The organism is Bradyrhizobium sp. LA6.1 (genome assembly GCF_040547805.1).
GTDB classification, from domain to species: Bacteria; Pseudomonadota; Alphaproteobacteria; order Rhizobiales; family Xanthobacteraceae; genus Bradyrhizobium; species Bradyrhizobium barranii.
This window is the reverse complement of sequence record NZ_JBEPQK010000003.1, coordinates 419,246-433,555: the sequence shown is the minus strand read 5'-3', so window position 1 is coordinate 433,555 and position 14,310 is coordinate 419,246. Positions and strand designations below refer to the sequence as shown.

Here is a 14,310-nt window from a genome sequence, read left to right as displayed (position 1 = left end):
ACGCTGCCGTAGCTAGCGCTTCGGCTTTGGCAGCACAATTCTCCCTTGGGAGGCAATGCCGCCCCACTTGGCGGACCACCCGACTTCCGAGGCCGAGAATGGCTCGATGCCTGCATGCCCCCCGGCACCCTGCAGTGCAAACAGGGCGCCCTGGGGATCCACACATCGTGCGATCCAGCAGCCATCAGGCAATTCGATCGGACCCTGGAGGATCCGGCCTCCACCAGCATTCACATGCTTCGTCGCAGCGCCGATGTCGTCGACATTGAAGTAATGCAGCCAACATGGCTGCGCTACGCTCGAAAGTTTCGTCAGCATGCCGCCGGCCGTTTGCCCCCCCGCCGAAAACAATTGATACCAGTCCGCTGGATCGGTTTGAGCGTCAGCCTTCTGCCAACCAAATAGTTCTCTGTAGAAATCGAAGATCACGGTCCGGTCGGCGGCCAATAGCTCATGCCAGCCTACGCGCCCGGGCTCGTCCAGCCGGCCCGGTTTCCATCGGCCATATGTCGGTTTCTCGATCAGCCCGAACGTCGCTTTCTGCGGATCGGCAGCGACTGCTATTCGGCCAATATTGGTGTCGGTCGGCGGCACAAAGATCGTGCCTTCGAGACGCCTGATCTGCGCGGCAGCCCCGTCCAGGTCGTCGACAGCGACGTAACCCATCCATCTCGGCGTTGCCCCTGATCTCCGCCCCTCTTCCGGGATGTCCATAAGGCCGCCCAGCGGGGTGCCGCCGCTACGAAGCACCGTGTAAGGCAGTTCCGGAGTCGATTCATCCGTCACGCCCCAGCCGACGACCTTGCGATAGAATGCGCCCGCCGCCGCGACGTCCGTGGTCAGCAGCTCGTACCAAGCGAAACGTCCGAGTTGATCCGCCACGCCGATCTCTCCGTTCAAACCTGGAAGCGATTGCGGCACTGCACCAAGTTGCACGCGCACCGAGAGCGTGGATCGTTGACGCGGCCGTGCCGATTGCCGTTCATGAAGATGAATACATCCCGAACGTGCAGCGCCGCGCTTTTGTGCGCGTAATTGTTGCCCGCGTTATTTCCTGGGCGTAGACTTACCGCGGCTGGGATACTTCTTGCAATGCTCGGAGGTTGGACCATGCGGCAGGCGAAGAAGACTTCTAAAGGGAAGAAGCGAGTAAGCAAAGTCGCCGTGCCGGCGTTCGGAGCCGCAGGGTTGACGTTCTCGCTGGCGGGAGGCGTATCGGCGTCCGCCGTGCCGACACCCGACGTACAACAATTGCCGCACCTTGGAACGGGCCAGGCAATCACGCTCGATGAAGAGGAAATGGCTGACGTCAGCCTGGCCACCTTCCATCTCTTCGACAAGGAAAACGCCGGTAGCCGCGTGCAGCTGGCATGGCGCGGATGCGGCGGTTGCCGCGGCTGCGGAGGCTGTCGGGCTTGCCGTGGTTGTCGATGTGGCGTCGGTTGCCGATGTGCGGGTTGTGCAGTTGGCTGTGCTGTCGGCTGTGGCGTTGGTGTGGTGGGATGCGCCGTATCATGCGCGGGTTGCTGCGCATCGTGGGGCCGCTGCCGCGTGTGCTAGACCCCGGCGCATTCCGAATGTCAAATTCACGGGTTGATAGGTCATTGGCCGGCCTCAAGAAAGGGCCCGGCCAATTGCTTGAATTCGCTACGACGCTTGCATCGGCGGCTTGCGGGTGACGGCTGAATTCGTTTCAATTCTCTGGGAAAATGCCGGCGCGCGGTCGCGACGATCCATCTTGCGCCGGGGATCTAGCGTGACGGCAACAGGATCAGCGTGCTGACTCAATGACTGCAACTCGCAAGACCCGCGTTGCGCGGCAGACCCGCAAAGACATTCTCCGATTTGCACCGAATTTCACCGCTTACTTGCTGCCTCCCGATGCGGTTTGTCTCTATTCCGAGAACCGCAAATTCTTCCTGCACGGCGAGCTCTACTGCGCCCTCGCCAGTGCGATCGGGCAACACGGCAAGGCCAGGTCGGAGATCATTCGCCAGCTTTCGAAGCGCTTCCCGGCCGACAAGATCGAGGAAGCAATCAAGCGGCTGCTCGATCGCCTATATGTCGTTGCGCGGACCCCGAAAGCGTTCGACGACGCCGTCGGCGGTTTCCTGGCAAGCCTCGGCATGCCCTTGGAGATCGCCGAACAAAATCTTCGCAATTGCCCCGTTCAGGTCGAGTCGATTGACGTCAAAGGCGCCAAGGAGCTGACCGCGGCCTTGGGTAAGCTCGGCGTTCAAATCGCCAAGCGTTCGCCGAAGCTCACGATCACCCTGGTGAACGATTATCTTGACCGGCGGCTCGCCGAATTGAACCACGAACGCGTAGCCAGCAAGACGCCATGGCTGCTGGTACAGCCGTCCGGCGCGTTTCCGCTGGTCGGGCCCATGTTCAAACCGGGCGAGAGCGCCTGCTGGACCTGCCTGTTCGATCGCATGATCCGCAACCGGGAGATCAAGGGGTTTCTTGACCGGGGACCGGCGCGTGCGGTTGCCATGTCGCCTCTCGTCAGAGAAAGCGTCGGCAAGACTGGAATCCATTTTGCGGCTGTCGAGATCGCCAAGGCAATTGCCTCGGATTTTCGCACCGATTTGTGCGATCACATCGCAAGCTTCGACCTGACCGGCGCCGCCATCGCCAAGCACTACGTGACACGACGTCCGCAATGTCCGACCTGCGGCAGCAGGAAGCTGAACAACCCGCGCCGATCTCCGGCCCTGGTCGAGATTGCCGAGGGCAAGAGGCTCGTCATGACCAGCGGTGGATATCGCACCGTGACGTCGCGGTCGACGGTGTCGCGCTTCCGCAAGCATGTGAGTCCACTGACAGGGGTGGTGACCCGGCTCGAGCGGATCGACGTCGACCTGCCGATGAACACCAACTACTTCGCCCAGCACAATTTCTCCGCGCCGGCCCACAGCATCGACCAGCTCAGGTCCGGATTGAGCGGGGGCAGTTTTGGCAAGGGCTCGACCGCCGAGCAGGGTGAAGCCAGCGCGCTGATGGAATCGATCGAACGCTATTCGGGCATTTTCCAAGGCGATGAGATCAGGACGACGCGCCGCTTCGTCGATTTCGCGCCTGGCGACGCGCTTCTTCCCAACGACGTCCAGCTCTTCAGCGAAACGCAGTTCAAGACCAGGTTTCTGCAGCAGCCGGACGATCCCCATCCCGTGCCCGAGCCGTTCGATCCCTCGACGAGGAGCGAGTGGTCGCCGGTCTCGTCGTTGCGCGACAAACGCTTCAAATATCTGCCGACCGGCCTCCTGTACTTCTTCTATGGCGGCTTTCATACGGATTCCAACGGCTGTGCGGCCGGCAACACCCGCGACGAAGCCATCGTTCAGGGCTTCCTCGAACTGATCGAGCGCGATGCCTACGCGATCTGGTGGTACAACCGGGTGCAACGCGCCGAGGTCGATCTCGGGCAATTCGACGATTTCTATGTTCGGGATCTCCAGGCTCAATTTGCGGAAGCCGGGCGCAAGCTGTGGGTGCTCGACATCACCACGGATCTCGGCATTCCGACTTACGTGGCGATCATGCACTGGATGCAGAATGGACACGAGAATATCGAGTTCGGTTCCGGCGCGCATTTCGACCGCCATATAGCGCTGCTGCGATCCCTCACCGAACTGACCCAATTTATGTCCGTCGGCATGATGGGCGGCGCAAGCGGCGAGAAGCCGACCCTCGACGGTGTCACGCCGCTGCGCCTGGAAGACTACCCGTTCCTGACACCGAGCGACCACCCGATCGTTCCCCCGGCGCCGAGCCTCAAGCTTCACGACAATACGCGTGACCAGGTCATTGCCTGCGTCGAGATCGCCGCCCGTTCAGGTTACGATTTCCTCGTCCTCGACCAGACACGTCCCGACGTCGAGGTTCCGGTCGTCAGAGTGCTCGTTCCCGGCCTGCGTCACTTCTATCGCCGTTTCGCACCGGGTCGCCTTTACGATGTGCCGGTGAAGCTCGGATTGTTGGACCGGCCGCGACCGGAAAGCGATCTGACTTCATTCCTTCCACACACCTGAAGGGCTGCTCTTTCGTGCGCGCTCCCCGGAAAAAGCCGACCAGGAAGATCGCGCCAGACATTGCCGCCCGGTTGAGCCATAACTTCTCCCTCCAGATGCAGCCGGACGGAAACATCACCGCCATTCTGGGCGACTATTCCGTCAACCTCGGACAATTCAGCGCGGCCGCGATGGACTGCGCGCGACGTCTGAGCACCGGCCTTCCGCTCGCGTCCTTTGCAGGCAAGAGCGCCCTCGCGAGAGAGGTCGACGCCCTGGTGCGTCGCCTGGCCCGGCAGGGGCTTCTGGAATACCGCCTCTCCTCTTCGCGTAACACGCAGGACTTTGTGGTCATCGAACCCCAAGTCCCCGAATACTGGCCGCGGCGCGCGAAGCTGGGCAGTCGTGACACCATTGTGCTATCGCGCTTTGCCTTTCTGCGCCGGCGCGGCAACGATTTGGTGCTGGAATCGCCACGCGCCGGCGCATTGTTCCGGATTGGCGATCCCGCCATCGCCGCCACCCTTGCGGCGCTGTCGCACCCTCGGAAGATCGGCAAGCTCAACCAGAAGATAGCTCCCTCCACCCTCCATCTGCTCGAACTGTTGCTGGACAGCCAGATCCTGCTCAAGCTCGATGCGAAAGACGGACAAGGCCTGCGGGTGAACGAAGGCGACGGCAACCTCGTACTCTGGGATTTCCACGATCTGGTGTTTCACACGCGGAGCACGGAGGGTCGGCAAGCCAATCCGGTCGGCGCCGCCTTCACCTATGCCGGCGTCGTTCCGCCGTCGCCGGCAGTGCGTCCGCCCTGGGCCGGCAGCAAGATTGACCTGCGCAAATTCTCCTCCCCGGAGCCGAACTCCCGCTTCCCGAAGCTGTTGCGCGAACGCCATTCAACACGGGATTTCGACGACAAGAATCCGGTCACGCTCGGCGAACTCGCGCAGTTTCTCGACACCAGCGCGCGCGTCTTGTCCGAATGGAAGAGCGAGCCGTATTTCGAAGGCGGTTCCGACGTCACCTACAGCACAAGGCCTTATCCGTCGGCGGGCAGCGCGTACGAGCTAGAATTGTACCTTACCGTCGCGAACTGCGACGGGCTTGCGCGCGGACTCTACCACTACGATGCAGGGAGCCACGCTCTAGTCGCGATCAGCGCCTCCCCCCAACAACTCCAGGCGCAGTTGGCAGCTGCCCAGTTCGCCATGGACGCGCCGGGTCAGCCGCAAATCCTCATCACGATCGCGGCGCGTTTTGGGCGGGTCTCCTGGAAATACAGCTCAATCGCATATTCGCTGATCCTGAAGGATGTCGGCAGCCTGATTCAGACGCTTTACCTGGCGGCGACCGATATGGGCCTCGGCGGCTGCGCCATTGGCAGCACCAACATCGATCTGTTCGCGAAAATGACGGAGTTGGAATTCCATATCGAGGGCCCGGTCGGTCAATTCGCGCTCGGGCGCGGCAGGACGCCGGAGCTCCAAGGCTAGAAGCGGGTGTCCGACGGCAAATCGGCGCACGCGTCAGGCCAGTCGCCCTATTGCAGGGTCGGGTCGAGCCGGTCGCGCAGCCAGTCGCCGATCACGGAGACGGCCAGCGTGGTGATCACGATAGTGGTCGCCGGCGCCAGCATGATCCAGGGCGCCCGGGTCAGGTACTCCCGGCCATAGCCGACCATGTTGCCGAGGCTGGTCATCGGCGGCTGCACGCCGAGGCCGAGGAAGGACAGGCCGGATTCCATCAGGATCACCTCGGGGAAAACCAGCGTCGTCGAGACGATCAGGGTCGAGGCGATGTTGGGCAGGATATGCCTAAGGTAAATCCGCGACGGCGTCGCACCGAGTTGACGGACGGCGGCGGCATAGCCTTGCGCATTGGCGGAGATGGCGAGGCCGCGGGCGATGCGGGCATAGCGCTCCCAGCCGAACAGGCCCATCAGGCCGATCAGCAGCGGCAGCGAATTGCCGAAGAAGGCGAGCACTGCGAGCGCCATGATCAGGAACGGCATGCTGGCCTGGAAGTCGGTCAGCATCAGCACGAACTGCTCGACGGCTCCGCGAAAGTGCGCGGCGAGGAAGCCGAGCGTGGTGCCGACGATCGCCGAGATCGCGGTCGCGCCGAAGGCGATCAGGAGCGAGATGCGGATCGAGACGAGGAGCCGCGACAGCACGTCGCGGCCGAGCTCGTCGGTGCCGAGCCAGTGCGCAACATTGCCGGGCGCAGCCAGCCGGTTGCGCAGGTCGAGCTGGGTGAAGCTGTAAGGCGTGATTTTCTCGGCGAATGCCGCGATCACCAACATGGCGACGATCCAGCTGATCGCGAGTGCGACAGAGACAGGGATCGCGGGAAGGCTGATGCGGCGGCGGACAGCCGTATCCTTCAGCGTCGCATCGGTCATGCGTGGGCTCCCTTGGCGCGGAGGCGCGGATCGAGGAAGCCGTAGAGGAAGTCGACGATCAGATTGGACGTGACCATGGTCATCGCGACCAGCAAGAGGATGCATTGCACGACGGCAAGGTCGCGGTTGGCGACGGCGACGACCAGCAGGCGCCCTACTCCCGGCCAGGCAAATACGCTCTCGACCACGACCGCGCCCGCGATCAGCGTGCCCACCATGAAGCCGAGAATGGTGACGGTGGGGATCGCCGCGTTCGGCAGCGCATGCGACGTCACCACCTTGCGCCACGGCACGCCCTTGGCCGAGGCGGTGCGGATATAGGGCTGGCCCAGCACCTCCAGCATGGCGCTGCGAGTGAAGCGCGCCAGCACCGCGGCGCCGCCGAGGCTGAGTGTCACGATTGGCAGGATGGCGTGACGCCAGCTGTCCTGCCCGCCCGACGGCAACCAGCCGAGCTGAACGGCGAAGACGAGCACGAGCAGCAGCGCAAGGACGAAACTCGGCACGGTGAAGCCGGCGACCGCCGTCATCATCACGGCGCGATCGATTCCCGAGCCGCGGTGCAGCGCCGCGTAGATGCCGGCGGGAATGCCGAGGGCAACCTTGAAGAAGAACGCCGGCAGCGTCAGCGCCAGTGTTGCCGGAATCCGCTCCAGCACGAGCTCGATCGCCGGTCGCCCGTCGCGCATGGAGCGGCCGAGTTCGCCCTTGGCGATGGCGCCGAAGTAGTCGAGGTACTGGAACCAGATGGGATCATCGAGCCCCCAGGCCTTGCGGAAAGCAGCGAGCACTTCCGGCGGCGCCTCCGGTCCCAGGATCATCAGTGCGGGATCGCCGGAGAGGCGCAGCACCACGAAGGCGAAGGTGACGACGAGCACGATTGTCAGCGCCGCGCGTCCGATCCGAATGGCAAGGTAGCGTCCCATCAGGCCGCGTCCCGCGTCTCGGCCTGCGGCCCCGTCACGAGATGGCAGGCGACTTGCCTGTCACCACCGACGGCCGACAGCGCCGGCACCTCGCTCGCGCAGCGCGCGATAGCGCGCGGGCAGCGCGGATGGAAGGCACAGCCTTGGGGCCGCGCCGCCGGGTTCGGCGGATCGCCTGCCAGCACGATGCGGCCCGCACTGCGGCGGCCGGGCGCGGGTGACGCCGAGACCAGCGCCTGCGTATAGGGGTGTTCGGGACGCGCGAAGAGATCGTCGGCGCTGCCGATTTCGACGATGCGGCCGAGATACATCACGGCGACGACATTGCTGATCTGCCTGACAACGCGCAGATCGTGGCTGATGAACAGCAGCGTCAACCCGAGCTGCACCTGGAGATCGCAAAGCAGGTTCACCACCTGCGCCTGGATCGAGACGTCGAGCGCGCTGACCGGCTCGTCGCAGACGAGGAAATCCGGCTTCGTCGCCAGCGCCCGCGCCAGCACGATACGCTGGCGCTGGCCGCCGGAGAGCGCGCCCGGATAGCGCGCGCCATGCGCCGGCGTCAGCTCGACCGCGCGCAGCAATTCGCGCACACGCTCCTCGCGTTCGGCCGGCGTGCCGAGACCGTGAATATCCAGAGGTTCGCGGATTTGGGTGGCGACCGGTAACCGCCGGTCAAGCGCCCCCAGCGGATCCTGGAAGATCATCTGCATGCGCGCCCGCTGCGCGCGCCACGCCTTCGTGCCTGGCGCGGCCATCGCCTTGCCGTCGAACCGCACCTCGCCGCGATCGGGCGGCTCGAGGCCAAGCACGATACGACCCGTGGTCGACTTGCCCGAGCCTGACTCGCCGACGAGGCCCAGTGTTTCGCCTTTGGGGATCACCAGAGACACGCCATCGACCGCGTGCACCGCTGTGCTGCGGCCGAACATCCCGGAGCGCATCGCGTAGCTGCGCGAGATCGAGGACACCTCGACGAGCGGCGCGCTCATTCGGCGGCGATCCCGAGCAGCGCGCGGCGCGAAGCTTCAGCCCGGATGCAGGCAACCACGCGATCGTTCGCGATCGGCGCCAGGCTCGGCACGGCAAGTCCGCACGGCTCGGCCGCCAGCACGCAGCGCGGCGCGAAGGCACAGCCGCTTGGCATGTGCGCGGGATCGGGAACGGTCCCCGGAATGGCCGTGAGACGTCGACGCGGTCCGTCGAGCGGCGGCAGTGCGCCGATCAGGCCCTGCGCGTAGGGATGCACCGGATCGGCAAAGAGCTGGTTGGCGGGCGCCTGCTCGACGATGCGGCCGGCATACATCACGGCGACGCGGTCGCAGTTTTCCGCGACGACGCCGAGATCATGGCTGATCAGCACCATCGCCATGCTCATCTCGCGGCGGATGGTCGAGAGCAGCTCCAAAATCTGCGCCTGGATGGTGGCGTCGAGCGCCGTGGTCGGCTCGTCCGCGACGAGGAGATCGGGATTTCCGGCCAGCGCCATCGCGATCATGATGCGCTGGACCTGGCCGCCCGAGAATTCGTGCGGATAGGCTTCGAGCCGCCGCGCCGCATCGGGAATGCCGACGAGATCGAGCAGCCGCCGCGCTTCGGCTCTCACCGCCTCGCCCGAGAGAGCGCGATGCAGCGCCAAAGCCTCGCAGAGCTGCTTGCGAATGGTGAGCACCGGATTGAGTGCGCTTGCGGGGTCCTGAAAAATCATGGCGACCCGCCCGCCCCGCACCCGGTCAAGCTCACCCGTGGGTGCGCCGAGGATTTCGCGTCCGTCGAGCCGCACGGAGCCCGAGACTTTTGCATGCCGCGGCAAGAGGCCGAGCGCAGCAAGCCACGTCACCGACTTGCCGGAGCCGGACTCGCCGACGAGGCCGAGAGCCTCGCCCTTCTGCAAGGTGAGATCGACGCCGCGCAGGACCGGGACGCCGTTGAAGGCGACGCTGAGGCTCTGGATGCTGACCAGCGGCGTCACCACTTACGCCTCGAAATTGCCGGCGCGGAAATCCATCGCGAATGCCGGCGACGCCTTCCACTTGATCGACTTCGGCTTCGCGGTGAAGGTCGCGTTCTGGTGCAGCACCGTATAGGCGGGATCCTCGCGCTCGGCGATCTCGAGCATGCGGCGGAACGCCTTCTTGCGGGCGGCCCGGTCGGTCGAGGTCTCCAGGAACTCCGAAAGCTTGTTCAGTTCGGCGTTCGTCCACTCGCCGATCTGCTGCTGCTGGCCGTTCGGGCCGTGCTGGGCGACCAGCGAGGAGACGGGATCGTTGAAGGCGGCCGAGTTCGACCAGTCGCGGACGGCACGGGTCGGCGCGCGTTCCATGATCTGCGACCAGTTCTCCTTGGTCTCGATCTGCACGTTGAGGCCGACCGACTTCCACATCTCGACCAGCACCTGCGCGGTCGCGACCTGGTTGGTGTAGTAGTTGTTGAGCAGGCGATAGGGAATCGGATCGCCCTTGTAATTGGCCTGCTTCAACAGATCCTGCGCGAGCTTCGGATCATAGGCCGGCACGCTCCAGTCGGCGTTGAACATGTCGCCGTAGAACTCCCACTGCAGGCCTTTCGGCACGCGGGTACGGCCCGCCCACAGGCTGTCGACGATCGCCTGGCGGTCGATCGCGTGGGTGAAGGCGCGCCGCACTAGGGGATTGGCGAGCTGGGCGTGGTTCTTGTCGAATACGGTCAGGCGGTGATTGAGGATGGTGCCGCCCTGCACTTCGAACGCCGCGTTCTTTTCGATCCCGGCAATCTGGTCCGGCGGGATGTCGCAGGCGAACTGGTATTCGCCCGACAGCAGGCCGTTGATGCGGCTCGCGACCTCGGGCACTTCGAGGAAACGGATGCGCTTGAGCGGCGGCCGGCCGCCCCAATATTCGTCATGCGCCTCGAGGGTCAGCGACACGTCGGGCTTGAGCTCGACGACCTTGTACGGGCCCGTCGTGATCGGCTTGCGCGCCCAGTCGAGATAGCTCGCGGACTGCTCCCAGGCGCGGCGGTTCATAATGTCGGAGCCGTAGCGCGACAGCCGGCCCTCAATCGTGACGTCGGGCGTCGCGTTGTAGAAGCGCACCGTGTACTTGTCGACGGCATCGACGCGGACGAGGTCCGGCCAGATGCGGCGGGCGACCGCCGGCACGTCAGGCGGCAATTCCTTGCCCGGGCGCGGCGTCGGGATCTTCTCGAAGGCCTGAATGGTGGAGCGGCTCTTGGCCTCGGTCTCGCCGAACATGCGCTCGCGGCTGAAGGTGAAGACGACGTCTTCGGCCGTCAGCTCGTCGCCATTGTGGAACTTCACGCCCTGGCGCAGCTTCACCTCGACGGTCTGGTCGTCGATGCGGCGCCACTCGGTGGCGAGGCCCGGCACGGCCTCCAGGCTGCCGCGCCAGTTCTTGGAGATGAGGCCCTCCCAGATCGAGGAGAAGAACACGCGCTCGCCGACGTTCGACTGCTCGCGCAGCACGTCGAGCACGTTCGAATTCGTCACCTTCTGCACGGCGATCGTCACCGACGGGCGGTTGTCGGCCTGCCCGATCGCAAAGCGCGGCAGGAGAAGCGTGCCCGCGGCAACGCCGCCGGACTTCAGGATGGTGCGACGGGTGAGTTTGCTCATGACGATAAGCCCTGATCTTTGTGATGCCGGTTATTCAGCGAGACCGAGCGCGGCCAGATGGGCTGCGCCGGCGCGAACGTCGTCGTGATTGCGGAGTTCGAGGATCAGCCGCGGGTTGGAGGTCAGCCGGCCCAGCGCGCGGAACACGGCCACCCACGGGATGTTGCCTTCGCCTGGCGCCCAGTGCCGGTCGGCAAAGCCGTCGGTGTCCTGGAGGTGCACATGCGTCAGCATGTCGCCGGCGGTTTCGACGTAGTAATCGACCGGCGGCGCGCCGGTGGAGATGTGGGCGTAGTTGGCGTGGCCGGTGTCGAGGGAGACGCGGACCTTGTTGCTTTCGAGCGCCTTGGCGAGGCGCACGCGGTCGCGCGGATCCTTGTCCTCGATGTTCTCGATGACGACCTGGCAGCCGATCGTCTCGGCGCGCGCGATCACCTCGGCAAGCGTCGTCTTGACGCGTTCGACGAGATTGCCGCGGTTATCAGGATAGAGGTCGAGATTGTTGTGGTCCCAGGTCGTGAACGGCGAATGGATCACCATCTGCGTCGCGCCAAGGAATTCCGCGGCATCGAGGCCCTGAAGCAGGCGCTTCGTCACCGCCTTGCGGATCAGGGGATCATGGCTGTCGATCTTGAAGCCCCAGAACGGGCCGTGAATGCCGAGCCGGCCGGTATGGCCCGAGAGCATCTGCTTGATCTCGCTGGCCGCACTCCGCCAATCGCCGTCGAGCAAATCCGCACGGAAAAAATCCTGGATTTCGAGATCGCGCTGCCGTTCCAGAAGCCAGTCGCGGTGGGCAGGGATCGATTTGATGGACAATGCTGCGCCCAGCACCGGCTTCGACATGGCTTGCTCCTTGACCGTCAGCGATGACGGGAGCAGCGCTAGACCAGTTAAGTGACAGGCCCGTGAAATGCAGGTGCCGCGGCGATGCGCTGATGTGGACATCCCCGCCGATCGCCTGCATCGAATTCAGGCAGCAGCGATCGCAGCAGATGCGGACAAATGCACCAGTGTGCAGCATCAAGCGTGTTCGTGTCCGTAGTGACACGGAATGGAATCCTAACGATACTTCGCGTACATCGCGCGCATCGATCGGCGGCCTTCCAGGGGCATCACCCTCTGATCGCGCTACATGGGGTTGGGGGACCGCATGGGGCGGGGGGATCAAAGGCTGGGGCAAGGTGACGAGGTCCGGACTCCTAGGCACTCCGGACCTCGGCACTTTCTAGATTGAACGTAATTTCGCGCCGCCGGCTTTATGAGCCGCGCGGCGCGAATTCGTTTCGGAGCTACCCTGCCCGATCAGCCGTCTCAATCACTTCGGAACGTTCCGCTCGAGATCCTCGAGCCATGCCGCCGCGCTGGAATCCGACGGCGCGCGCCAGTCGCCGCGTGGCGACAACGAGCCGCCGGCCGAAACCTTCGGCCCGTTCGGCATCGCCGAGCGCTTGAACTGGCTGAAGGCGAAGAAGCGGCGCAGGAACACTTCCAGCCAGCGCCGGATCTCCGGCAGATCATAGGCCCTGCGCTTATCGGTCGGGAACGCCGGCGGCCATTCGCCCTTGGCGACATCATTCCAGGCGTGCTGCGCCATGAAGGCGATCTTGGACGGCCGCATGCCGAACCGCAGCGTGTAGAACAGGTTGAAATCCTGCAGCTCGTAGGGCCCGACGGAGGCTTCCGTGCTTTGCGGCTTCTCGCCGGGCTTGACTGGAACCAGCTCGGGCGAGATTTCGGCCGACAGGATCGACGTAAGCGTCCGGTTGACGTCGTCGCTGAACTGTTTTGAAGCGATCACCCAGCGGATCAGGTGCTGGATCAGCGTCTTCGGCACCCCGGCGTTGACATTATAATGCGCCATCTGGTCGCCGACGCCGTAGGTGCACCAGCCGAGCGCGAGCTCCGAGAGATCGCCGGTTCCGATGACGATGCCGCCATGATGGTTGGCGAGCCGGAACAGATAGTCGGTCCGCAGGCCCGCCTGCACGTTCTCGAACGTGATGTCGTAGACCTTCTCGCCTTTGCCGAAGGGATGGCCGATGTCCTTCAGCATTTGCGTCGCCGTGGGGCGGATGTCGAGCTCCTGCCACTCCGTCTGCAATGCCTTCATCAACGCCAGTGCGTTGGTCTTGCTCTCGCTGCCGGTGGCAAAGCCCGGCATCGTGTAGGCCAGGATGTTGCTGCGCGGCAGTCCGAGCAGGTCGACCGCCTTGGCGGCGACGATCAGGGCGTGGGTGGAATCGAGCCCGCCCGAGACGCCGATCACCACGCGCTTGGTTCCGGTCGCGCGCATGCGCTGCACGAGGCCGGCGACCTGGATGTTGTAGGCCTCGTAGCAATCCTGCTCGAGCAGGGCTTCGTCGCTCGGCACGAACGGGAAGCGCTCGATCTTGCGCAGGAAGCCGATGTCGGTGGCCGGCGCCTTCAGGGCAAAGGTAATCCTCCGGAAAAAGGCTTCGCGTTGCCGGCGATTATCGTCGAACGTGCCCATCAGTGCGCGTTCCTGCCTGAGCAGATCGAGATCGACGTCGGCCAGCGTGATCTGGCCGTCCTGGCGGAACCGCTCGCCCTCGGCCAGCAGCACGCCATTCTCATAGATCGAGGTCTGGCCGTCCCAGGCCAGATCCGTGGTCGATTCCCCTGCTCCGGCGGCTGAATAGACGTAGGCCGCAAGACAACGCGCCGACGTCGATTGGCACAGCAGTGCGCGCGAGCGCGCCCGACCGATCGTGATCGGGCTGCCGGATAGATTGATCAGCACGCTGGCGCCGGCAAGCGCGAGTTCGGAAGCTGGCGTCACCGGAATCCACATGTCCTCGCAGATCTCGACGCCGATGATCAGGCCTGGAACATCCTCGGCCGCGAACAGGAGGTCAACGCCGAACGGTGCGTGCAGCCCGCCAAACGCGATCGTCTCTCCGGCCATGCCGGCGCCGGAGGCGAAATGCCGTCCCTCGTAGAATTCGCGATAGGTCGGCAGATAAGACTTGGGCACGACACCAAGGACGTTGCCGCGATGAATGACGACGGCGCAATTGTAGATGCGATGACCGAAGCGCAGCGGCGCGCCGACGATCAGGACGGTCATCAAGGCCGAGGAGGCCTCGACGATTGAGGCGAGCCCGCGCTCGACCGCATCGAGCAGCGGGTCCTGCTTGACGAGATCCTCGATCGCGTAGCCGGACAGGCACAGCTCCGGAAACACGGCGACCGCCACCGACTGCTGCTGACAGGCATTGGCCGCCGCCAGGATCGCCTTCGCATTGGCCGTGGGATCGGCCACGTGGGAGGTAGTGACGCAGGCCGCCACGCGCGCAAATCCGTGGGCGTAGATCGAGTGGAAGCTCATCGAGC

General features: G+C 64.5%; 10 protein-coding genes. 2 read left to right on the top strand and 8 right to left on the bottom strand.

The genetic code is table 11. From position 1 onward, the window contains the following. Positions 1-12: 12 nt before the first annotated feature. On the bottom strand, positions 13-882 hold the full coding sequence (locus ABIB99_RS09205) for a VOC family protein (protein WP_247309920.1): 870 nt from the start codon (positions 880-882) through the stop codon (positions 13-15). Positions 883-1,787: 905 nt separating this feature from the next. Between ABIB99_RS09205 and ABIB99_RS09200 the strand changes: the two genes are divergently transcribed. Both ABIB99_RS09200 and ABIB99_RS09195 read left to right on the top strand, forming a co-directional pair. Next, the gene (locus ABIB99_RS09200) at positions 1,788-4,034 is read left to right on the top strand and encodes a TOMM precursor leader peptide-binding protein (protein ID WP_354175506.1); all 2,247 of its coding nucleotides are present in this window, start codon (positions 1,788-1,790) and stop codon (positions 4,032-4,034) included. 95 nt (positions 4,035-4,129) lie between these two features. After that, on the top strand, positions 4,130-5,506 hold the full coding sequence (locus ABIB99_RS09195; RefSeq protein ID WP_354175733.1) for a SagB/ThcOx family dehydrogenase: 1,377 nt from the start codon (positions 4,130-4,132) through the stop codon (positions 5,504-5,506). Between the two features lie 47 nt (positions 5,507-5,553). Here ABIB99_RS09195 and ABIB99_RS09190 read toward each other — a convergent pair whose 3' ends face one another. From ABIB99_RS09190 to ABIB99_RS09160, 7 genes are all read right to left on the bottom strand, one after another. Then, entirely contained in the window at positions 5,554-6,414 is an 861-nt protein-coding gene (locus ABIB99_RS09190) for an ABC transporter permease (RefSeq protein ID WP_354175504.1), read from the bottom strand. Next, entirely contained in the window at positions 6,411-7,340 is a 930-nt protein-coding gene (locus ABIB99_RS09185; RefSeq protein WP_014495224.1) for an ABC transporter permease, read from the bottom strand. Before ABIB99_RS09185 ends, ABIB99_RS09190 begins: the two co-directional genes overlap by 4 nt. Beyond that, complete coding sequence (locus tag ABIB99_RS09180; RefSeq protein ID WP_354175503.1) at positions 7,340-8,332, bottom strand: ABC transporter ATP-binding protein; 993 nt, start codon at positions 8,330-8,332, stop codon at positions 7,340-7,342. Before ABIB99_RS09180 ends, ABIB99_RS09185 begins: the two co-directional genes overlap by 1 nt. Continuing rightward, a complete protein-coding gene (locus ABIB99_RS09175; protein ID WP_354175731.1) occupies positions 8,329-9,312 on the bottom strand; it encodes an ABC transporter ATP-binding protein in 984 nt (327 codons plus the stop codon). Before ABIB99_RS09175 ends, ABIB99_RS09180 begins: the two co-directional genes overlap by 4 nt. A 3-nt stretch (positions 9,313-9,315) precedes the next feature. After that, positions 9,316-10,953 carry an ABC transporter substrate-binding protein gene (locus ABIB99_RS09170; protein WP_208086863.1) on the bottom strand — a complete coding sequence of 546 codons (1,638 nt, stop codon included), beginning with the start codon at positions 10,951-10,953 and terminating at the stop codon, positions 9,316-9,318. Positions 10,954-10,983: 30 nt separating this feature from the next. Continuing rightward, positions 10,984-11,799 (bottom strand): sugar phosphate isomerase/epimerase family protein, encoded by an 816-nt coding sequence (locus ABIB99_RS09165; protein ID WP_354175502.1) that lies wholly within the window; start codon positions 11,797-11,799, stop codon positions 10,984-10,986. Positions 11,800-12,271: 472 nt separating this feature from the next. Further along, positions 12,272-14,305: an NAD(+) synthase gene (locus ABIB99_RS09160; RefSeq protein WP_063983250.1), complete on the bottom strand. Its 2,034-nt coding sequence runs from the start codon at positions 14,303-14,305 to the stop codon at positions 12,272-12,274. Positions 14,306-14,310: the final 5 nt, after the last annotated feature.

What these genes read in the sequence shown, in the direction of transcription:
- ABIB99_RS09160 (WP_063983250.1), bottom strand. Translation starts at nt 14,305, where the DNA reads ATGAGCTTCCACTCGATCTACGCCCACGGATTTGCGCGCGTGGCGGCC.
- ABIB99_RS09170 (WP_208086863.1), bottom strand. Translation starts at nt 10,953, where the DNA reads ATGAGCAAACTCACCCGTCGCACCATCCTGAAGTCCGGCGGCGTTGCC.
- ABIB99_RS09190 (WP_354175504.1), bottom strand. Translation starts at nt 6,414, where the DNA reads ATGACCGATGCGACGCTGAAGGATACGGCTGTCCGCCGCCGCATCAGC.
- ABIB99_RS09195 (WP_354175733.1), top strand. Translation starts at nt 4,130, where the DNA reads ATGCAGCCGGACGGAAACATCACCGCCATTCTGGGCGACTATTCCGTC.
- ABIB99_RS09165 (WP_354175502.1), bottom strand. Translation starts at nt 11,799, where the DNA reads ATGTCGAAGCCGGTGCTGGGCGCAGCATTGTCCATCAAATCGATCCCT.
- ABIB99_RS09185 (WP_014495224.1), bottom strand. Translation starts at nt 7,340, where the DNA reads ATGGGACGCTACCTTGCCATTCGGATCGGACGCGCGGCGCTGACAATC.
- ABIB99_RS09180 (WP_354175503.1), bottom strand. Translation starts at nt 8,332, where the DNA reads ATGAGCGCGCCGCTCGTCGAGGTGTCCTCGATCTCGCGCAGCTACGCG.
- ABIB99_RS09200 (WP_354175506.1), top strand. Translation starts at nt 1,788, where the DNA reads ATGACTGCAACTCGCAAGACCCGCGTTGCGCGGCAGACCCGCAAAGAC.